Consider the following 20,318-nt stretch of genomic DNA (forward strand, 5'->3'; position numbering starts at 1 on the left):
CTGCCGGGGGCAACACCGGCGGACCGGCAAAGCCGGTTCCGCGGTGTTCCACCCAGGAACATTCCTCCTCTCAATACCAAGGAACAGCATGAGCCACCACAACGACGTTGAATTCATCGGCATGATCCAGGGCCAGAAGGTCTCGGAGATTCATGCCGCCAAGGGGCCGGCGATCGACCGCGAGTACGTGCGCGCTTTCGCGCAGGCGCATGAGCAGGCCGGGTTCGACCGCGTGCTGGTGCCGCATCACTCCACCGGCCCCGATGCCACGCTGACGGTGGCCTACGCGGCCTCGGTGACGGAACGCATCCACTTCATGCTCGCGCACCGCCCGGGCTTCGTCGCGCCGACGCTGGCAGCGCGCCAGTTCGCGTCGCTCGACCAGTTCAGCGGCGGCCGGCTCGGCGTGCACTACATCTCGGGCGGCTCCGACGAAGAGCAGCGGCGCGACGGCGACTGGCTCGACCACGACCAGCGCTACGCCCGCACCGACGAGTACCTCGACGTGCTGCGCCGCGTGTGGACGAGCGAGAAGCCGTTCGACCACGAAGGCGCGCACTACCGCTTCCAGAACGCATTCTCGGAAGTGAAGCCGGTACAGACGCTGAACGGCAAGCCGCATGTGCCGGTGTATTTCGGCGGCGCATCGGAGGCCGCGATCCCGGTGGCCGGCAAGCATGCGGACGTGTACGCGCTGTGGGGCGAATCGCTGGAGCAGGCGCGCGAGCTGACCTCGCGCGTGCGCGCCGAGGCCGCCAAGCACGGCCGGCAGGTGCGCTTCTCGGTGTCGTTCCGCCCGATCCTGGCCAAGACCGAGGACAAGGCCTGGGAACGCGCCGACCAGATCCTGGCCGAGACGAAGCGACTGCGCGTGGTGCAGGGCTTCGGCCGCGGCGGCCCGCAGCAGAGCGAGGGCGCCAAGCGGCTGCTGGCGGCGGCGTCGCAAGGCTCGCGGCTCGACAAGCGCCTGTGGACCGCGGTGGCGCAGGAGATCGGCGGCCGCTCGAACAGCACCGCGCTGGTCGGCACGCCCGAGCAGGTGGCCGATGCGCTGCTGGACTACTACGACCTCGGCGTGACCACCTTCCTGATCCGCGGCTTCGACCCGCTGGAAGACGCCATCGACTATGGCCGCGAACTGATTCCGCGCACGCGCGAGCTGGTAGCGCAGCGCATCGCGTCACAGAGGAAAGCCGCATGAGCGCAGTTCTTTCGCTCGACCGCAACGCGACGCAGCCACTCAAGCTCAACCCGAACCCGCAGCAGAAGTACTGGTTCGACCCGCCCGCGCCGCGCACCAGCATCGGCGCCGAGCGCCGCCACCGGCAGGAACGGCTGGCCGGGGCGTTCCGCCTGTTCGCACGTTTCGGCTTTGCGCAGGGCCTGGCCGGCCACATCACGGCGCGCGACCCCGAGTTGGCCGACCACTTCTGGGTCAATCCGCTGGGCATCCATTTCTCGCGCATCAAGGTGTCCGACCTCCTGCTGGTGAACTCCCGGGGTGAAACCGTCATCGGAGATCGCCCGCTCAACAAGGCCGCCTTCGCGATCCATGCGGCGATCCACGAGCACAACCCGAAGATCGTCGCCGCGGCGCACACCCACTCGACCTACGGCAAGGCCTGGTCGACGCTGGGCCGCAAGCTCGACACGCTCACGCAGGACAGTTGCGTGTTCCATGACGACGTGGCGCTGTTCGACGACTTCACCGGCATGGTGGTCGACGATAGCGAAGGCCTGCGCATCGCCAAGGCGCTGGGCGACCGCAAGGGCGCGATCCTGAAGAACCACGGCATCCTGAGCGCGGGCCCGACGGTCGAGGCCGCGGCCTGGTGGTACATCGCGCTCGACAACGCCTGCCACACGCAATTGCTGGCCGAGGCCGCCGGCCAGCCGCAACCGATCGACGACGCCGTGGCCCGCCATACGCACGGCCAGATCGGCGGACCGGACGGCGCCCGCCACGCCTTCGAGAGCCTGTACGAAGGCCTGGTCGAAGCCGAACCGGAGCTGCTGGAATGAGCACGCCCGACCGCAGGCGCTTTCTTGCGCTGGCCACGGGTGCCGCGTTGGCAGCACCGGCACTTTCGCTACGCGCGCAGCCGCGCCCCGTGCTCAAGGCTGGCGACCAGAAGGGCGGCCTGCGCGCATTGCTCGAAGCGGCCGGCGGCCTCGAGGGCCTGGGCTATGACATCCAGTGGTCGGAATTTCCTGCAGCTGCGCCGTTGGCCGAAGCGTTGAATGCCAACGCTGTCGACTCCGGCCCGATCGGCGATGCGCCGCTGATCTTCGCGCTGGCGGCTGGCACGCGGGTGAAGGCGATCGGCGCCAACCGTTCCGATTCGTACGGCACCGCGGTGCTGGTGCGGCCCGACTCGCCGCTGAAGACCGCGGCCGATCTCCGAGGCAAGAGCATCGCGACCAACCGCGGCTCGATCGGCCACTACGTGACGCTCAAGGCGATCACGTCGGCGGGCCTGAAGCCCGACGAGGTCAACATCCGCTTTCTGGCGCCGGCCGATGCCAAGCTGGCGCTGACGCAGGGTTCGGTCGATGCCTGGGCGACCTGGGAGCCCTACACCGCGTTGGCCGAAACCAGCCAGCATGCGCGCGTGCTGGTGAGCGGCCGCGGCCTGCTGCCGGGCCTGAGCTATCTGGCCGCCACCGATGCAGCGATCGCGGCGAAGCGCCCGGTGCTGCAGGACTTTCTGCTGCGCGTGGTGCGCGCGCAGGCCTGGTCGTACCGCAACGTGGACGCGTTCTCGGCCACGCTGGCGCGCATCATCGGCATCCCGCCCGAGGCGGCGAAGCTGCAGTTCGAGCGGCGCCAGCAACGCTGGGTGGCGATCGATGCCAAGGTCATCGCCGACCAGCAGGGGACAGCCGACTTCTACCAGCAGGTCGGGCTGATCAAACAGCGACTGGAGGTGCGCGATACCTTCGACACGGGGTTCGGTACTAGCGGGTGAGGCGGTCTTTCAGGGCGGGGACCAGGGCGGCGGGGCACGCTGCTCCGCGAATGTCCCCCGGGCTTCGCCCTCCTCCTTTATTTCGCTGCGCAGCATGCCCCACCGCCCTGATCCTGGACGCAGCGTGACCGTTTCGCGCTGAACACCACGAGCGTGCCCTGGCCGCTGGTGGTGGGTGGCCCCTGCAGCGAAATAAAGGAGGAGGGCGAAGCCCGGGGGACATTCGCGGAAGGGGCCACCCGCCGCCAGCGGCCCGCCCCAAGCCCCAAGCGAACCTGCGAACCCCCTAACCCGGTTTCGCGCGCTGCGCCGTACAAGCCTCCACGGTCAATGTCGACCGGCTTGCGAGGAGCCTTTCATGTCCCATCCTGTCGCCGCCCTGCCGCCCCGTGCGGGCTTGATGAACCGCCGCCTGTTGCTCGGCCTGCCAGCCGGCCTGCTCGCGGCCAGTGCGTTGCCAACCTGGGCGCGCACGCAGATCGACGGACGTTGGCTCCGCATCGACGTGCAGGATCGCGACAGCGGCGAAACGCTGCAGGTCTATACCGCCGCCGATGGACAGCGCTATGTGGCCGGCCGACCGGGCGCGCGCTACGGCATCACCATCCGCAACCTGCGCCGCGAACGCATCCTGGTGGTGATGTCGGTCGACGGCATCAACGTGCTCAATGGCCAGACCGCTGGCTGGAACCAGGACGGCTACGTGCTCGGCCCGCTGGGCGCCGGGCAGATTGCCGGCTGGCGCAAGAGCGACCGCGAGATCGCGGCCTTCGAATTCACCGCACCGGGCGACTCGTACGCATCGCGCACCGGCAGGCCACTCGACCTCGGCGTGATTGGCGTCGCGGTGTTCAGCGAGCGCCGGCCCGAGCCGCGCCCGGTGCCGCCGCCCGTGATGCAGTCCACGCCGATGCAGGATCGCGCCGCCGCCAACAAGGCTGCCGCCCCGGCCGAAGCGGAGGCGGCTGCGCCCGCACCGGCTTCGCCCGCCGGCTCGCTGGGCGCGGGCGCGGCCAGCGACGCCGCGCCCTCGGCACTCGCGCGGCGTGAGCGCTCCACCATGGCGGAACAAAAGCTGGGCACCGGCCACGGCCAGCGCGAGGAATCGGTGATCACGCACACCCGCTTCGAGCGCGCCCGCAGCACGCCCGACGAAGTGATCGCGCTGCGCTACGACAGCCGCGCCAACCTGATCCGCATGGGCGTCATTCCCGATCCCGACGAGCGCGTGGCGCGGCCGCGGGCGTTTCCGCAAAACCCGCAGGCGGGCTACGTGCCGGATCCGCCGGCACGCTGGTGATCGGCGTCAGCGCTTAGCCGACCGGTACAGCCCCTCGACCTTCGGCACGTTGGCCTCGAGCTTCTTGATGCGGTCGGGCCCGCTCGGGTGGGTCGACAGGAAGCTCAGGCCGCCCGCCTTGTTGTTGGCCTCGGCCATCTTCTTCCAGAGCGAGACCGAAGCCGTCGGGTCGTAACCCGCACGCGCCGCCAGCTCCAGCCCGACCAGGTCGGCTTCGGTTTCGTCGTTGCGGCTGAACTTGAGCGTGATGAGCTGCGTGCCGGCTCGCGCCGCCACGTCGCCGGCCTGGCCGAGGCCGAGGATCTGCGCGCCGATGGACAGCGCCGCGCCGGTGCCGACGCTCTTGGCCAGCCGCGCGCGCGCATGTTCGCGCAGCGCGTGCGCCATCTCGTGGCCCATCACCATCGCGACCTCGTCGTCGGTCAGCTTCAGCGTGTCGAGGATGGCGGTGAAAAATGCGATCTTTCCGCCCGGCATGCAGAAGGCGTTGATCTGCTTGCTGCCGATCAGGTTGACCTCCCACTTCCACTTCGCCGCCCGCGGGTTCCATTGCGCAGCGAACGGAATGATCCGTGCCGCGATGGCACGCAGCCGCAGCAGTTGCGGGTTGCCGTCGCCTGCCAGCGCGCCCTTGGCCCTGGCCTGTGCAAGCAGTTGCCCGTATTGCTGGGTGCCGGCTTGCTCGATGTTGTCGGCGGGCACGAGGTTGCGCGCCATCGAGGGATTGCCGACCTCGACCTGCGCCAGCGCGGGGGCCGCAACGGCGGCGCCGGCCGCGAGCAGGAGGAACGCGCGGCGCGCAACGCCGGGGTTGGAAGAGGGGAAGCCAAAGCAGCGTGAACACATGGGGGAATAATAAGCAGCCTGCCCCGTTCGCCCTCCATGTCCCCACCCACCGCCGAACAAACCCTCCCCGCTTCCGAAGAAGACCGCAAGCTGCCCTGGCGCGACACGCTCAAGGTGTACCTCGAGCCAGCCACGCTGCGCATGCTCGCGCTCGGTTTCTCGGCCGGGCTGCCGCTGCTGCTGGTGCTGGGCACCTTGAGCTTCCGGCTGCGCGAAGCCGGCATCGACCGCACCACCATCGGCTACCTGAGCTGGGTCGGCCTGGCCTATGCGTTCAAGTGGGTCTGGGCGCCGCTGGTCGACCGGTTGCCGTTGCCGCCGCTGACCACGCTGCTCGGGCGCCGGCGCGGCTGGCTGTTGCTGGCGCAGGCCATCGTCATCACCGGCCTGGTCGGCATGGCGATGAACGATCCGCGCGCCGGACTGCATCCGCTGATCTGGTGCGCGCTGCTGGTGGCGTTCGGCTCGGCCACGCAGGACATTGCGCTCGACGCGTTCCGCATCGAATCGGCCGAGACGCGCAAGCAGGCGGCGCTGGCAGCGGCCTATCAAACCGGCTACCGGCTGGCGATGATCTGGGCCGGCGCCGGCGTGCTGTGGGTCGCGGCCTGGGCCGAGGTGAGCGGCAGCGGCGGCTACCAGAACGCCGCATGGCGCACCGCCTACCTGGTGATGGCTGCTTCGATGGCGGTGGGTGTGCTCACCGTGCTGCTCTCGCCCGAGCCGGCCCGACGCGTGCTGGCCAAGCCGAAGAACGCGGCCGAGTGGCTGCAGAGCGTGCTGGTCGAACCCTTTGCCGACTTCATCCGGCGCTACAAGTGGCAGGCCGCGCTGATCCTCGCGCTGATCGCCATCTACCGCATCAGCGACGTGGTGATGGGCATCATGGCCAACCCGTTCTATGTCGACATGGGCTTCACCAAGGACGAGGTGGCCACGGTCAGCAAGATCTTCGGCGTGATCATGACGCTGGTCGGCGCCTTCGTTGGCGGCGTGCTGTCGATGCGTTTCGGCGTGATGCGGGTGCTGATGCTGGGCGCCGTGCTCAGCGCGGCGAGCAACCTGCTGTTCGCCTGGCTCGCCACGCGCGGGCACGACCTCACGGCACTGGTGGCGGTGGTGTCGGCCGACAACCTGGCAGGCGGCATCGCCTCGGCGGCATTCATCGCCTACCTGTCGAGCCTCACCAACATCAACTATTCGGCCACGCAGTACGCGCTGTTCAGCTCGATGATGCTGCTGCTGCCCAAGTTCATTGCCGGCTATTCGGGCGCGTTCGTCGATGCGTATGGCTACGGCACCTTCTTCACCGCCACCGCACTGCTGGGCGTGCCGGTGCTGTTGCTGGTGGCGCTGGCGGCGCGCGCCCGGCAGGCGTCGGAGCCCCGCTCCTAGCCGAGGATGGCCGGTCGTTTCTGTCGGAAAAGCCCCACGCGGCGCCGGCGATCGAACTGGTAGGCTTTGCCGCTCCGGCCTGGCGCCAATCTGCCCCGCCCCCGAATCCGTCTTCTTCCTTTTCGAAACACCGTCGTGCCCTCCCCGATTCTTCCTCTCCAGATCAGTGCCTTCACCGCCACGTCGGCTGTCGGCGTCGGCAAGGCGCCACTGCTCGCCGCGCTCGAGCAAGGCCGCAGCGGCCTGCGCGCCAACGACTTCGGCCCAGCGCCCCTGCCGACCTGGATCGGCCGCGTCGACGGCCTCGAAGAGCTGCAGTGGCCTGAAACGCTGGCCGAATGGGATTGCCGCAACAACCGTCTGGCCTGGCTCGGCCTGCATGCCGACGGTTTCATCGAAGCGGTCGCAGCGGCGCGCGCGCGCCATGGCGCCTCCCGCATCGCGCTGATCCTCGGCACCTCGACCGCCAGCATCGGCGAGACCGAGCTGGCCTACACGCAGCTCGACGAGAACGGCGACTTCCGCCCCGACCAGCAGCGCCCGCGTCTGCACACGCCGCACTCGCTCGCGCTGTTCGTGCAGGAGGTGCTGCAGCTCGAAGGACCGTGTGAAACCATTTCGACCGCCTGCTCGTCGAGCGCCAAGGCCTTCGCCTCGGCCGAGCGGCTGATCCGGCTCGGGCTGGTCGACGCGGCGGTGGTCGGTGGCGTCGACACGCTCTGCGGCAGCGTGCTGTTCGGCTTCAACTCGCTGGAACTGGTGTCGCCGCAGCCTTGCCGGCCGTTCGATGCCCAACGCGACGGCATCAGCCTCGGCGAGGCGGCCGGCTTCGCGCTGCTGGAACGCGGCACAGGCCCGCTGCAGCTGTTGGGCTACGGCGAATCGAGCGACGCGCACCACATGTCGACGCCGCACCCTGAAGGCCTGGGCGCCGAGCATGCGCTCGACGATGCGCTCGCGCGCGCCGGCCTCGGCACCGACGCGATCGACTACATCAACATGCACGGCACCGCCAGCACGAAGAACGACGAGGTCGAAGGCGGCCTGGTGGCGCGGCGCTTCCCCGCCACCACCCACGCCAGTTCGACCAAGGGCTTTACCGGCCACACGCTCGGCGCGGCCGGCATCGTGGAGGCGGTGATCAGCCTGCTCGCGCTCGAAACCGGGCTGAAGCCCGGCACCGTCAACTGCCAGGAGATCGGGGCCGACTTCGGTCCGCAGATCAGGATCGAGCCGGCGCGCGGCGAGGTGAAGTACGCGCTCTCCAACTCGTTCGGCTTCGGTGGCAACAACTGCGCCCTGGTCTTCGGCAAGGGGGTCGCAACATGAGCACGCCCACGCTCTATATCGAAGGCCCCTCGTTCTGGGCGCCTTCGCTTCCTGGCTGGGACGTCGCACGGGCCGCCTTGCGCGGCGAGGGCGCGCTGGTCGACCCGCCGGCCAAGCGGCCCGCGCCGCAACTGCTGGCGCCGGCAGAGCGGCGCCGCGCCCCCGACACCGTGGCCCTGGCACTGGAAGTCGCGACCGCCACGGTTGCGACGTCGGGCCGCGACGCGAAAGATCTGCCCTGCGTGTTTGCGTCGGCGCACGGCGACCTCGGCATCAACGACTACATGTGCAGCACGCTCGCGAGCGACCCCAAGCTGCTGTCGCCCACCAAGTTCCACAACTCGGTGCACAACGCTGCGGTCGGCTACTGGACGATCGGCACCGGCTGCATGGCGGCCAGCAACTCGCTGACCGCCTACGAAGCCAGCTTCGCGGCCGGCCTGCTGGAGGCCGCGACCCAATGTGCGGCCGACCAGCGCGCCGTGCTGCTGGTGGGCTTCGACGTGCCGGCCGTCGGGGCGCTGAGCTCGGTCACCACCAGCCGGGGTCTGCTGGCCGTGGCATTCGTGGTGGCACCCACGCGCACCGAGCGCACCGTGGCATCGTTCGACTGGTCGCTTCAGCCAGGCCCGGTGCAGGCGCCGATGCTGCAATCCGAAGCGGCGCGCGCGCTGCAGGTGAACGCGATCGCCGATGCGCTGCCACTGTTCGAGGCACTGGCTGCCAACAACCCACTGCCGCTGCTGATGCCGCTGGCACCCACCCTCTCGCTGCGCATCGCGCTGCACCAACATACGGATTGAGACCCATGACAACTGCCACAGCCCCTCAACACGACGTCGTGATCATGGGGGGCGGTCTGGCAGGACTCACCCTCGCAATTCAGCTCAAGCAGCGCTTCGAGGGCATCGACGTGCTGGTGCTGGAACGCCGTAGCCACCCGCTGCCGCATGCGGCGCACAAGGTGGGCGAATCTTCGGTGGAAATCGGCGCGCACTACTTCGACACCGTGCTGGGCCTCAAGCCGCACATGCACTCGGGCCAGCTGTACAAGTTCGGCTTCCGCTTCTTCTTCAGCGAGGGCCGGCGCGACATCGACCAGGTGACCGAGATCGGCGCCAGCCGCTACCTGCCGATACCGAGCTACCAGATCGACCGCGGCATCTTCGAGAACTACCTGGGCGAGGAAGCGCTGCGGCACGGCGTGCGCTTCGTCGACAACGCGATGGTGCGGCAGATCGAGCTGGCCGAGGGCGAAGACACGAACGGCCTGCACCGTCTGAGCTGGACGCAGGGCGGCGAGACCCACAGCGCCCAGTCGCGCTGGCTGATCGACGCCTGCGGCCGCGCCGGCCTGCTCAAGCGCAAGCTGGGGCTGGCCGAGACCAACGCGCACGACGTCGACGCCGCGTGGTTCCGCATCGGCGAACGCATCGACGTCGACCAATGGAGCGACAACGAGGAGTGGCGCGCGCTGTGCGAGCCGCAGGCGCGCTGGCTCTCGACCAACCACATGTGCGGCGCGGGCTACTGGGTCTGGCTGATCCCGCTGGCCTCGGGCTCGCACTCGGTCGGCATCGTGGCCGACCCGAAGCTGCACCCGCTGGAAACCTACAACACCTTCGACAAGGCCATGGACTGGCTCAAGCGCTGGCAGCCGGCGGTGTTCGACAAGCTCGACGACAAGCGCCACCTGCTGCAGGACTTCCTGTTCCTGCGCCACTTCTCGCATGGCTGCAAGCAGGTGTTTTCGGGCAAGCGCTGGGCGCTGACCGGCGAGGCCGGCCTGTTCCTCGACCCGTTCTATTCGCCCGGCAGCGACTTCATCGCGATGAGCAACACCTACATCACCGACCTGATCGCGCACGACCGTGCCGGCGATCCGCTGGAAGCGCGCGCGCAGCTGTACGACCAGCTCTACCACTCGTTCTACGAGAGCACGTTGGCGCTCTACCAGGACCAGTACCCCCTGTTCGGCGACCCCGAAGTGCTGCCGGTGAAGGTGATCTGGGACTACACCTACTACTGGAGCGTGCTGTCGCAGATCTTCTTCCAGGAGCGGCTCACCGATCTGACGGTGCTCGGCAGCCTGAAGAACGAACTGGTGCATTGCCAGAAGCTCAACATTGCGGCGCAGCATTTCATGCGCGAATGGTCCGGCGTGAGCGCCAAGCGCAACCCGGCCGTGATGCTGGACCATGCGGCGCTGCCGTGGTTCGTCGAGCTCAACCAGAGCATGAAAGACAAGCGCGACGACGACGACGCCTTCCGCCGGCGCATCCGGTCGGCGGTGGTGCTGCTGCGCCAGCTGGCCAGCGAAATGGTCGAGCGCGCCAACCAGGACTACCCCACGCTGGGCAGCGGTGCACTCGGCCCGGTGCTGGCGCAAGAGATCCCCGGGCTGCCCGCGGACCGGACGCAGACTGCGATGCTTTTTACGGCAACCGCCGTCCTCGCGTAACCTGCGCGTTTACCCAACTTTACGCAGCGTTCAAGCCGCCTTGCCGGCGTGCCGCGACGATCGTTCCATGAGCACACCGCAACTCCTGATGATCGAAGACGACGCCCGCCTGGCGCAGATGGTGAGCGAATACCTCACCCAGTCGGGCTTCGGCGTCACGCATGCACCCGACGGCATCAGCGGGCTGGAGCAGTTGCAGCAGCGCGCACCGGATCTCGTGATCCTCGACCTGATGCTGCCCGACATCGACGGGCTCGAGGTCTGCCGCCGCATCCGGGCGCTGCCCGGCGGACTGGCCAAGGTCTCGGTGCTGATGCTCACCGCCAAGGGCGATCCGATGGACCGCATCATCGGCCTCGAAATCGGCGCCGACGATTACCTGCCCAAGCCGTTCGAGCCACGCGAGTTGCTGGCGCGCATCCGCGCCGTGCTGCGGCGCCGCAGCGAGACCGCCAGCGAAACCGCGGCGGCCACGCTGATGCGCTTCGGCTCGCTCGAGATCGACCGCAACGCGCGCGCCGTGACGGTGGGCGGCGAACTGGCCGATCTCACCTCCTACCAGTTCGACCTGCTGGTGGCCATGGCCGAGCGCGCCGGCCGCGTGCTCACGCGCGACCAGATCATGGAAGCCGTGCGCGGACGAGAGCTCGAGGCCTTCGACCGCTCGATCGACGTGCACATGGGGCGCATCCGCGCCGCGATCGAGGTCGATGCAAAGACGCCGAAACGCATCCTCACGGTGCGCGGCGTGGGCTACGTCTTCGCCAAGCAGCAGGACTGATGGCCAATCTCTACTCCCGCCACCTCTACGTCCGCATCTGGCTGGCGGTGGTGGCGGGCGTGGTCATCCTCACGCTCACCGCGAGCTGGATGGTGCGCGTGGCGACCGAAAGCGAACGCGACCGCATCTCGGTGCTGCCGCGCACGGTGGTCGTGCGCGACGCCGAAGACCGCGTGATCGGCAGCGGCCAGGCCACGCGCGTGCGCGGCCAGGGCCTCGAGTTCGACCTCACCCTGAGCGACGGCCGCGCGCTGACGCTGCAGATGCCGCCGCGCGACCAGCAGGCCGGCCCGGCCAGCCGCCAGGCGCCGCCGGCCTGGCGCACGCCGTTCGGCTTCATCTGGATGATCGCGCTGGTCGGCGTTGCTGTGGCGCTCGGCGTCTACCCGATCGTGCGGCGCATCACGCAGCGGCTCGAAACGCTGCAGCGCGGCGTGCAGCGCTGGGGCGACGGCGACCTGTCGGTGCGCGTGCCCGAGCACGGGGACGATGAAGTGGCCGACCTTTCAAAACGCTTCAACGCCGCGGCGGCGCGGGTCGAGACGCTGGTGCGCTCGCACAAGTCGCTGCTGGCCAATGCCTCGCACGAGCTGCGCTCGCCGCTCACCCGCATCCGCATGGGGCTGGAGCTGATGGGCACCAATGCCACGCCAACCGCCACCGCCCGCGACGAGATCTCGCGCAACATCGGCGAACTCGACCAGCTCATCGACGAGATCCTGCTCGCGAGCCGGCTCGACGCGCACGAAGCCGACATGGGCACGGTCGAGACGGTCGACCTGACCGGGCTGGCCGCCGAGGAATGCTCGCGCGTCGGCGCCGAGCTCGATCTGGTCGACGGCACCAGCAGCAACGGCCTCAACGTGCCGGGCGTGGCGCGCCTGCTGCGCCGCGCGATCCGCAACCTGCTGGAAAACGCGCGCCGCTACGGCGCCGGCGAGATCAGCGTGGAGCTGGCGGTCGATGCACAGAGTGCCGAGGTGCGCGTGAACGACCGCGGCCCGGGCGTGCCGGCCGCACTGCGCGAGCGCATCTTCGAGCCTTTCTACCGGCTGCCCGGCGCAAGCGAGCGCGAAGGCGGCGTCGGGCTCGGGCTGGCGCTGGTGAAGTCGATCGTCGAGCGCCACGGCGGCAGCGTGCGCTGCGAGGGGCGCGAGGGCGGCGGCGCCAGCTTCGTCATCGCGCTGCCGCGCGCGGGTGTCGCCTCGCTATAAAAATCATAGCTGCCTGCGCCCGAAAGACGGGCACCTTCGCCTCTTTTGATCCGCTTTTGATCCCTAGAATCTCGCCCATGTCGAGAAATTGGTTGGTTCGCCCGGCAGCGATGCTCTGGGGCTTTGTGGTCTTCATGCCGGTCGGCGCCAACTACGGCGCCTTTGCGCTGCTGTTGCTGGCGTTGCTTGCGGGTGGCGGTTGGCGCGAGCGCGCGCAACGCGTGCGACACCATCCGCTCTGGTGGCCGATCGTGGCCTACGTCACCTGGACGCTGCTGGTGCTGGCCTTCGGCGCGCACTATCCGCAGACGCCGTCGAACATCGTGCATGGCCTGCGCATCGCAGCCACGGTGCTGATGGCGCTGGCGCTGACGCGTGAAGAAGCCATCTGGGCACTGCGCGGCTTCCTGCTGATGGCGGTGATCGGCATCGTGATGATCGCGCTGTACTACACGGTCGGCTTTCCAATGGCGGAGGCCTGGCGCGGCCTGCTGGTGCTGGTCGGCAACAAGTCGATCAGCAACGCATTGCTGCTGACCATCTTCGGCGCCAGCGCGGCCGTGCTCGGGCTGGCCTTGCTGGCCGGGCGCCGCCCATGGCCCGTCGTGCTCGCGTTCGGCTTCACGCTGGCGGTGATGGTGATCATCACGTTCACGCTGCCGTCGCGCACCTCGATGCTGGCCCTGCTGCTGGCGCTGCCGCTGGCCTGCCTGCACCAGTGGCGACGGCAGTTGCGCGTGCTGGCCATCGCGATGCTGCTCGGCGGCGCGCTGGTCGGCGTGGCGGTGTGGCAATCGCCCACGGTGCAGCAGAAGTTCGCGCTCGGCGTGCAGGAGATCGAGGCGGCGCAGGCCGGCGCCGTGTCGGAAGGCAGCTGGGTGGTGCGCTTCTACATGTACCGCGACACGGCGCGCATGATCATCGACAAGCCGCTCACCGGCTGGGGCATCGGCGGTTGGACGCAGCAGTGGCATCTGCGCGGGCCCAAGCTGCTGGCCGACTACAACATGCCGCACAACGACTTCCTGTGGATGGGTGCGCAGGCCGGCGTGCCCGGTGCGCTGAGCCTCCTGGTGATCGTCCTTGTGGGCCTCTGGCAGGCCTGGCGGCGGCACGACCTGACCGGCCGCTTCGCGCTGGTGGCGATGTTCGTGCTGCTGGTGGCGACCAGCGTGAACTCGGCGCTGCGCGATGCGCAGATCGGCCTGAGCCTGCTCTGGATCGCGATGCTCTACCTGCGGCTGGTGCAGGAGCCGGGCGAGCCGTGGAGCGAGCTGTGGCCCCGGCGAGGCGCTGCGGCGCGCCTCGGCCCTCTTGCCCCCCAAGAGGCCTAAGAAGCCAGCGCTTCGGCCGCGATGCGCGCGGCGGCGGCCAGCACGTCGTTGCGCATCGGCGCATCCCGAACTTCCTGCGTGAAGTAGATCGCCAGCACGAGCGGCGCACCGGTCGGCGGCCAGGCCACACCCAGATCGTTCACGCTGCCGTAGTCGCCCGACCCGGTCTTGTCGGCCACCGCCCAGGCGGCCGGCACGCCCGCGCGGATGCGCGCAGCCCCGGTGGTGTTGCCGCGCATCCATGCCTCCAACTGCGCACGCTGGGCGGGCGGCAGTGCGTCGCCGAGCAGCAGCCGCTGCAGGTTGCGCGCCATCGCGGCGGGCGTGCAGGTGTCGCGCGGGTCGCCCGGGATCGCGGTGTTGAGTTCGGTTTCCCAGCGGTCGAGGCGGAAGGTGGTGTCGCCGATGGCCCGGGCGAACGCGGTCACCCCGGCCGGCCCGCCAACCAGCGTCATCAGCAGGTTGCCGGCTGTGTTGTCGCTGTATTGCAGCGCGGCCGCGCACAGTTCGGCAACGGTCATGCCGTCGGCCACATGCTTGGCGGTAATCGGCGAATAGTTCACCAGGCTCGCCGCCTCGTAGCGCACCCGCCGCTGCAGCAGGCCGGCATCGTTGGCGCTCCGGGCCAGCACGGCGGACGCGGCCAGCACCTTGAAGGTGCTGCAGGCCGCAAAGCGCTCGTCGGCGCGGTGCCCGAGCTGTCGGCCACTGGCCGTGTCGAAGGCCATCACGCCGAGCCGGCCGCCGGCGTCGGCCTCGAGCCTGGCGAGCGGCTGCGACGCCGCGGCAAGGGGCGCGCAGGCGCCGATCAGGGGTGCGGATACGGTGCCGAGCAAGAGGCTGCGGCGGGAGATCGGAGGCTTCATGGATACACGCGGTGGATGAAATGGAGGCGCAACGATAGGCAGGCAACGCCGCTCCGGCAAATGGCAATAATCGCAGCGAGCCCCAAGCAAAACTTGGGGCTCGCGCCAACGCCATGCACCTCCCCCTCAATGCCCTGCGCGCGTTCGAAGTGTCCGCGCGCCATCTCAGCTTCACTCGTGCAGCCGCAGAGCTCAACGTCACCCAGACGGCCGTGAGCCAGCATGTGCGCAATCTCGAAGACCGGATGGGTGTCCCGCTTTTCCGAAGGCTTCCGCGGGGGCTCGCGTTGACCGACGAAGGCGCCGCGCTGTTGCCGGCACTGGCCGAGTCGTTCGACCGGATCGAGTCGCTGCTCGGGCAGTTCGGTGCCGGCCGGTCGCGCGAAGTGCTCACGCTGGGCGCGGTCGGCACCTTTGCGGTGGGCTGGCTGATGCCGCGGCTGCGCGAGTTCCAGCAGACGCATCCGTTCGTCGACCTGCGCCTGCTGACCAACAACAACCGCGTGGATCTGGCCGGCGAGGGCCTGGACTTTGCGGTGCGCTTCGGCGACGGCGCCTGGCATGGCACCGACGCGGAACTGCTGTTCGCAGCGCCGCTGTGCCCGCTGTGCGCGCCCGACATCGCGGCGCGGCTGCGGCGGCCGGAAGACCTGGCGGGCCAGGTGCTGCTGCGCTCCTACCGCAGCGACGAGTGGAGCGCCTGGTTCGCCGCCGCCGGGACGGCCTGCCCGATCCTGCGCGGCGCGGTGTTCGATTCGTCGCTGACGATGGCGGAGGCAGCGGCCCAGGGCGCCGGCGTGGCGCTGTTGCCGGCCCGCATGTTCGAGCGGGACGTGCGGCATGGGCGGCTGGCGCGCCCGTTCGCGGTTGAAATAGACCGGGGCGGCTACTGGCTCACACGCCTCAAGTCCAAGCCGGTGACGCCCGCCATGGCGGCGTTCGCCGGCTGGCTGCGGCTCAGTGCCGGTGTCCCAGCATCTCGCCGGCCTTGAGCCGGTAGACCGTGCCGCAATAGGGGCACTTGGCCTCGCCGGTGCGGCCCACGTCGAGGTACACCTTGGGGTGGTTGTTCCAAAGCGGCATGTCGGCCTTGGGGTTCGGGCAGAACACGCCGCCCTGGTGATTCAGTTCCTTGCCGAGGAGTTCGACGACAGCGGTGGTGGACATGTTCAGACTTTCGCGAGCCAGTGGGCGTATTTGGGATTCCTGCCGTTCACGATATCGAAGAACGCGGTCTGGATCTTCTCGGTGATCGGGCCGCGCGAACCGGCGCCGAGCTCGATGCGGTCGAGTTCGCGGATCGGCGTGACTTCGGCGGCAGTGCCGGTGAAAAAGGCCTCGTCGGCGATGTAGACCTCGTCGCGCGTGATGCGCTTTTGCACCAGTTCCAGGCCCAGATCCTTGCAGATGTGCAGCACGGTGTTGCGCGTGATGCCGTTCAGCGCGCCGGCCGACAGGTCAGGCGTGTAGACCACGCCGCCCTTGATCACGAAGATATTCTCGCCCGCGCCTTCGGAGACGAAACCGCTCGCATCGAGCAGCAGCGCCTCGTCGTAGCCGTCGTCCAGCGCTTCCATGTTGGCCAGAATGGAATTGGTGTAGTTGCTGACCGCCTTGGCCTGCGTCATCGTGATGTTGACGTGATGCCGCGTGTAGCTCGAGGTCTTGACGCGGATGCCGCGCTTCATGCCCTCTTCGCCGAGGTAGGCGCCCCAGGCCCAGGCCGCGACCATCAGGTGGATGGTGTTGCCCTTGGGGCTGACGCCCAGCTTCTGCGAGCCGATCCAGGTGAGCGGGCGCAGGTAGCAGCTCTCGAGCTTGTTCTCGCGCACGACCTGCTTCTGGGCCTCGTTGACCTCTTCCTTGCTGAAGGGAATCTTCATGCGCAGGATCTTGGCGCTGTTGAACAGGCGCTCGGTGTGCTCCTCGAGCCGGAAGATCGCCGTGCCGTCGGCCGTGTTGTAGGCGCGCACGCCCTCGAAGGCGCCGCAGCCGTAGTGCAGCGTGTGGGTCAGCACGTGGATCTTGGCATCGCGCCAGTCGACCAGCTGGCCGTCCATCCAGATCTTGCCGTCACGGTCGGCCATTGAAGGCGCGGGAGGGACGAGGGCGCTCATTTTTGTGTCCTTTGAGGGAAAGGGGTTCGCGGAGCCGGCGATTTTACGGCCCGGCCACAATGGCGGTTTCGCCCAACGTTTCGGCCCACCGCTTCAGGAAAGAGTGTCCCTTTGTCCTTCTTCAAGAACGTCATCGTCTACCGCATCGAATCTTCATGGTCTGCCACGCTCGAGCAGGCCGAACAGGCCCTGGATGGCCAGCGCTTCGTACCCTGCGGCCCTTCGCAGGAAAAATCGGCCGGCTGGATCGAGCCGCGCGGCGCCGCGCATGGCCCGCTGGTCGAATCCATCGACGGCCAGTGGCTGCTCGAATTCATGATCGAGGCCAAGGCCGTGCCGGCCTCGGTGGTGCGTCGCAAGGTCGACGAGCGCTGCGCACAGATCGAGGCCGCCACCGGCCGCAAGCCCGGCAAGAAAGAAAAGAAAGAGCTCAAGGAAGACATCGCGCACGAGTTGCTGCCGATGGCCTTCACCCGCCAGGCCAAGGTCGCGGTATGGATCGACCCAGTCGAGCGCCGGCTGGTGGTGAACAGCTCGAACGCGACACGCGCCGACGAAGTGGTCACGGCGCTGGTCAAGGCGCTCGACGGCTTTGCGGTCGCGCAACTGTCGACCCAGATCGAGCCGGCCGCCGCGATGTCGAACTGGCTCTCGACGCAGGAGCCGCCGGCCGGCTTCAGCATCGACCGCGAATGCGAGCTCAAGGCCAGCGACGAATCGAAATCGGTGGTGCGCTATGCCAAGCACGCGCTCGACATCGAGGAAGTGCGCCAGCACATCGCCGCCGGCAAGCGCCCGACCCGGCTCGCGATGACCTGGGACGACCGCGTGTCGTTCGAGCTCACCGAAGGCATGCAGCTGCGCAAGATCGTGTTCCTTGAAGGCACCGACAGCGCCACCTCGTCACGGGATGCGAAGGACGACAACTTCGACGCCGATGCCGCCATCGCGACCGGGGAGCTGGGGCAACTGGTGCCCGATCTGCTCGAAGCGCTGGGCGGTGAAATGGCGCTCGGCACGGCGGCACCGGTGGCAGCCGACCCCGTGCCCTCCGCAGAGGAAACCGAAGACGCGCCGTTCTAGGGCAGGGGCGGCTGGTACGCCGAATCTTCCGACTCCGGCCGCGTCAATGACCACTGGCGCAGCTTGCCGTCCTGGAATTCGGCATCGACCCACGAGCCGCCGCCATCCGTCCAGCGGTACAGCTCGGGCTGCTGGTCTTTGGGCGAGCGCAGCTCGCCGATGGCACGCGTGAGCGCCATCACGTGCAACAGGGTCACGCCGGGCTTGAGCTTGGCGTTGAGCATCACCGCGCTGTCGACATAGCCGATCGGCCGGTTCGCTGCGCGCCGCATCACCTGCATGGTGCGGTTGAAGTGCATCAGCAGGAACATCACGATGGCGCCCGACACCAGCGCCACCCCGGCCCAGCCATAGCTCTTCCAGGCGAAGCCCAGGAGCACGAGTCCGCCGAGCGGCACCAGGATTTTTCGCAGATTCATGGCGCGGATTGTCGCCGGTAGCCGGCGCGGCTACCGGCGGGTCCGCGTTTCGATACCCGGCGCAAAACGGCTTGAGCGCGCCGGGCGCCGTGGGCACATTGGTGCGCACGGGCATGTGCCCGGGCCATCGTCAGATGTATGAATCCCCTCTCATCCTCCTCTGCTTCTTCCATCCGCCTGGCCGTGGCTGCAGTCGTCGCCGCCACCGCGCTGAGCGGCTGCTACGTGGTGCCGATGCAGCCGATCGGCCAAGTCACACCGCCGGCCCAGGCCATCGCCGTGATGCCGGCCGGGCCAGTCGCCCAAACCTTCACCGCCCGGCTCTACCCGAGCAATGCCGAAGCCGCCCCCTACGGAACGGTCGCAGGCGTGGTCACCAACGACATGAACGGCCGCGGCCACTTCAGCGCGGTGATCGGTGGTGAACAGTTCCAGGGAGAGGCGACACGCGTCGCGGGCTCGCAGCGCGGCGGCATCGCGAACGCGAGCGGCACGCGCGGCGGCATCTTGAGTTGCCGGTACACGATGAACTCGGCCACACTGGGCACCGGCAGCTGCGTGCTCAACAGCGGCCCCGCGTTCACGATGCACATCGGTGATTAAGAGGCTCGCCCCCGAGGCGGCGCGCACTTCGTGTCGCTTGCCTTCCCCCGGCCGGGGGCGGCGCCGACCGACCGGCAGAGCCGGATCGGTGGCGCCTCACGCATGAAGTGCCGTCCTGGGGCTCACTGAAGCTGCCGCACCACGTCCATGGCTTCCTCGACGCGTTCGACCGCGTGGATGGTGAGGCCTTCGATCTCTTTCGCGCCCTTCTTCGGCGCGTTGGCCTTGGGCACCACCGCGATGCTGAAGCCGAGCTTGGCCGCCTCGCGCAGGCGCTCCTGGCCGCGCGGTGCCGGGCGGACTTCGCCGGCCAGTCCCACTTCGCCGAAAGCGATGAAGCCCTTGGGCAGCGGCTTGCCGCGCAGGCTCGAGGTGATGGCCAGCATCACGGCCAGGTCGGCCGCGGGCTCGCTGATGCGCACGCCACCGACCGCATTGACGAACACGTCCTGGTCCATGCAGGCCACGCCGGCATGGCGGTGCAGCACGGCGAGCAGCATCGCGAGGCGGTCGCGGTCCAGGCCCACGCTGAGGCGCCGCGGGCTCGGGCCGCCGTTGTCGACCAGCGCCTGGATCTCGACCAGCATCGGCCGCGTGCCTTCGAGCGTGACCAGCACCACGCTGCCGGGCACCGGCTCCGGATGCTGGCTCAGGAAGATCGCGCTCGGATTGGTCACGCCCTTCAGGCCGCGCTCGGTCATGGCGAACACGCCGATCTCGTTGACCGCGCCGAAGCGGTTCTTGATGGCGCGCACGAGGCGAAAGCTCGAGTGCGTGTCGCCCTCGAAGTACAGCACCGTGTCGACCATGTGTTCGAGCACGCGCGGACCGGCCAGTGCGCCCTCTTTGGTGACATGGCCGACCAGCACCACGGCCGTGCCGCTGGTTTTGGCAAAGCGCGTGAGATGCGCGGCGCATTCGCGCACCTGCGCCACCGAGCCGGGGGCCGACGTGAGCTGATCGGAGTAGACCGTCTGGATCGAGTCGATCACCGCGATCGCCGGCCGGTTCGCGTCGAGCGTGGCGATGATCTTCTCGAGCTGGATCTCGGCCATCACCTGCACCTGCGAATGATCGAGCCCGAGCCGCCTGGAGCGCAGCGCCACCTGCGCACCGCTTTCCTCGCCGGTGACATACAACGCGTTCTGCCCGGCGCGTTGCAGCGCATCGACGGCCTGCAGCAGCAGGGTCGATTTGCCGATGCCGGGGTCGCCGCCGATCAGGGTGACGCCGCCGGCCACGATGCCGCCACCGAGCACGCGGTCGAGTTCATCGAGCCCGGTGGGCGTGCGCGCCACGTCGTTGGCCTCGATCTCCGAGAGCGTGGCGAGTTCGGACGCGCCGGCCAGCGCCGCGTATTGCGTGCCGAAGCGGTTGTTGGCGGTCCCGCCGGTTGGCCCGGCGACCTGTTCGACCAGCGTGTTCCAGGCGCCGCAGCTCGGGCATTTGCCGAGCCATTTGGGGCTGATGCCGCCGCATTCGCTGCAGACGTAGTTTGTTTTTTCCTTGGCCATCGGGCGAGTGTAGGCAGCGTCGCTGCCGGGCCCGCGCGACGCCTCCGGGAAAACCCCGGCGCCACAGGCTTCGGCAGGTCTTTGCAA

20 protein-coding genes are annotated in these 20,318 nt (G+C 68.7%); 14 read left to right on the forward strand and 6 right to left on the reverse strand.

The features are described from left to right. Positions 1 to 88 precede the first annotated feature (88 nt). The 4 genes from QTI05_RS08070 to QTI05_RS08085 all read left to right on the forward strand — a co-directional run bounded on the left by QTI05_RS08070 (position 89) and on the right by QTI05_RS08085 (position 4,269). A complete protein-coding gene (locus QTI05_RS08070; RefSeq protein WP_286623811.1) occupies positions 89 to 1,201 on the forward strand; it encodes an LLM class flavin-dependent oxidoreductase in 1,113 nt (370 codons plus the stop codon). After that, positions 1,198 to 2,022, forward strand: coding sequence for a class II aldolase/adducin family protein (locus QTI05_RS08075; protein WP_286623813.1), 825 nt, complete (start codon positions 1,198 to 1,200; stop codon positions 2,020 to 2,022). Before QTI05_RS08070 ends, QTI05_RS08075 begins: the two co-directional genes overlap by 4 nt. Next, complete coding sequence (locus QTI05_RS08080; RefSeq protein WP_286623815.1) at positions 2,019 to 2,969, forward strand: ABC transporter substrate-binding protein; 951 nt, start codon at positions 2,019 to 2,021, stop codon at positions 2,967 to 2,969. Before QTI05_RS08075 ends, QTI05_RS08080 begins: the two co-directional genes overlap by 4 nt. Before the next feature lie 358 nt (positions 2,970 to 3,327). After that, entirely contained in the window at positions 3,328 to 4,269 is a 942-nt protein-coding gene (locus QTI05_RS08085) for a hypothetical protein (RefSeq protein WP_286623816.1), read from the forward strand. A 6-nt stretch (positions 4,270 to 4,275) separates the two neighbouring features. On the opposite strand, the gene QTI05_RS08090 is transcribed toward QTI05_RS08085, so the two are convergent. After that, a complete protein-coding gene (locus tag QTI05_RS08090) occupies positions 4,276 to 5,115 on the reverse strand; it encodes a M48 family metallopeptidase (RefSeq protein WP_286623817.1) in 840 nt (279 codons plus the stop codon). A gap of 36 nt (positions 5,116 to 5,151) precedes the next feature. Between QTI05_RS08090 and QTI05_RS08095 the strand changes: the two genes are divergently transcribed. The 7 genes from QTI05_RS08095 to QTI05_RS08125 all read left to right on the forward strand — a co-directional run bounded on the left by QTI05_RS08095 (position 5,152) and on the right by QTI05_RS08125 (position 13,629). Further along, positions 5,152 to 6,510, forward strand: coding sequence for an AmpG family muropeptide MFS transporter (locus QTI05_RS08095; RefSeq protein WP_286623818.1), 1,359 nt, complete (start codon positions 5,152 to 5,154; stop codon positions 6,508 to 6,510). Positions 6,511 to 6,645: 135 nt separating this feature from the next. Beyond that, positions 6,646 to 7,839 carry a beta-ketoacyl-[acyl-carrier-protein] synthase family protein gene (locus QTI05_RS08100; RefSeq protein WP_286623819.1) on the forward strand — a complete coding sequence of 398 codons (1,194 nt, stop codon included), beginning with the start codon at positions 6,646 to 6,648 and terminating at the stop codon, positions 7,837 to 7,839. Beyond that, positions 7,836 to 8,642, forward strand: a complete 807-nt coding sequence (locus QTI05_RS08105) for a beta-ketoacyl synthase chain length factor (protein WP_286623820.1) — start codon at positions 7,836 to 7,838, stop codon at positions 8,640 to 8,642. The genes QTI05_RS08100 and QTI05_RS08105 overlap by 4 nt, the downstream gene beginning before the upstream one ends. Positions 8,643 to 8,647: 5 nt before the next feature. After that, complete coding sequence (locus tag QTI05_RS08110; protein WP_286623821.1) at positions 8,648 to 10,300, forward strand: NAD(P)/FAD-dependent oxidoreductase; 1,653 nt, start codon at positions 8,648 to 8,650, stop codon at positions 10,298 to 10,300. A gap of 67 nt (positions 10,301 to 10,367) precedes the next feature. Continuing rightward, complete coding sequence (locus QTI05_RS08115; protein WP_286540873.1) at positions 10,368 to 11,081, forward strand: response regulator; 714 nt, start codon at positions 10,368 to 10,370, stop codon at positions 11,079 to 11,081. Then, positions 11,081 to 12,295 carry a HAMP domain-containing sensor histidine kinase gene (locus QTI05_RS08120; RefSeq protein ID WP_286623823.1) on the forward strand — a complete coding sequence of 405 codons (1,215 nt, stop codon included), beginning with the start codon at positions 11,081 to 11,083 and terminating at the stop codon, positions 12,293 to 12,295. Before QTI05_RS08115 ends, QTI05_RS08120 begins: the two co-directional genes overlap by 1 nt. 77 nt (positions 12,296 to 12,372) lie before the next feature. Continuing rightward, positions 12,373 to 13,629, forward strand: a complete 1,257-nt coding sequence (locus QTI05_RS08125; RefSeq protein WP_286623825.1) for an O-antigen ligase family protein — start codon at positions 12,373 to 12,375, stop codon at positions 13,627 to 13,629. Here QTI05_RS08125 and bla read toward each other — a convergent pair. Beyond that, entirely contained in the window at positions 13,626 to 14,495 is an 870-nt protein-coding gene (gene bla, locus QTI05_RS08130) for a class A beta-lactamase (protein WP_286623826.1), read from the reverse strand. The genes QTI05_RS08125 and bla overlap by 4 nt on opposite strands. 113 nt (positions 14,496 to 14,608) lie before the next feature. Between bla and QTI05_RS08135 the strand changes: the two genes are divergently transcribed. Further along, positions 14,609 to 15,487: a LysR family transcriptional regulator gene (locus QTI05_RS08135; RefSeq protein WP_286540866.1), complete on the forward strand. Its 879-nt coding sequence runs from the start codon at positions 14,609 to 14,611 to the stop codon at positions 15,485 to 15,487. On the opposite strand, the gene QTI05_RS08140 is transcribed toward QTI05_RS08135, so the two are convergent. Together QTI05_RS08140 and QTI05_RS08145 are read right to left on the reverse strand one after the other, a co-directional pair. Continuing rightward, positions 15,453 to 15,662 carry a zinc-finger domain-containing protein gene (locus QTI05_RS08140; protein WP_286540865.1) on the reverse strand — a complete coding sequence of 70 codons (210 nt, stop codon included), beginning with the start codon at positions 15,660 to 15,662 and terminating at the stop codon, positions 15,453 to 15,455. The two genes, QTI05_RS08135 and QTI05_RS08140, sit on opposite strands and share 35 nt — an antisense overlap. 2 nt (positions 15,663 to 15,664) lie before the next feature. Next, positions 15,665 to 16,612: a branched-chain amino acid transaminase gene (locus tag QTI05_RS08145; protein ID WP_286540864.1), complete on the reverse strand. Its 948-nt coding sequence runs from the start codon at positions 16,610 to 16,612 to the stop codon at positions 15,665 to 15,667. Between the two features lie 111 nt (positions 16,613 to 16,723). On the opposite strand from QTI05_RS08145, the gene QTI05_RS08150 reads away from it, so the two are divergent. Further along, entirely contained in the window at positions 16,724 to 17,695 is a 972-nt protein-coding gene (locus QTI05_RS08150) for a recombination-associated protein RdgC (protein WP_286540863.1), read from the forward strand. Here the strand turns inward: QTI05_RS08150 and QTI05_RS08155 are convergent. Continuing rightward, on the reverse strand, positions 17,692 to 18,123 hold the full coding sequence (locus tag QTI05_RS08155; protein WP_286541485.1) for a glycerate kinase: 432 nt from the start codon (positions 18,121 to 18,123) through the stop codon (positions 17,692 to 17,694). The two genes, QTI05_RS08150 and QTI05_RS08155, sit on opposite strands and share 4 nt — an antisense overlap. A 174-nt stretch (positions 18,124 to 18,297) precedes the next feature. Here QTI05_RS08155 and QTI05_RS08160 point away from each other — a divergent pair, with 174 nt between their 5' ends. After that, positions 18,298 to 18,717: a hypothetical protein gene (locus QTI05_RS08160; protein ID WP_286623828.1), complete on the forward strand. Its 420-nt coding sequence runs from the start codon at positions 18,298 to 18,300 to the stop codon at positions 18,715 to 18,717. A gap of 122 nt (positions 18,718 to 18,839) precedes the next feature. Here QTI05_RS08160 and radA read toward each other — a convergent pair whose 3' ends face one another. After that, the gene (radA, locus tag QTI05_RS08165; RefSeq protein WP_286540861.1) at positions 18,840 to 20,231 is read right to left on the reverse strand and encodes a DNA repair protein RadA; all 1,392 of its coding nucleotides are present in this window, start codon (positions 20,229 to 20,231) and stop codon (positions 18,840 to 18,842) included. Positions 20,232 to 20,318: the final 87 nt, after the last annotated feature.

The organism is Variovorax fucosicus (assembly GCF_030316825.1).
Classification (GTDB): Bacteria; Pseudomonadota; Gammaproteobacteria; order Burkholderiales; family Burkholderiaceae_C; genus Variovorax; species Variovorax fucosicus.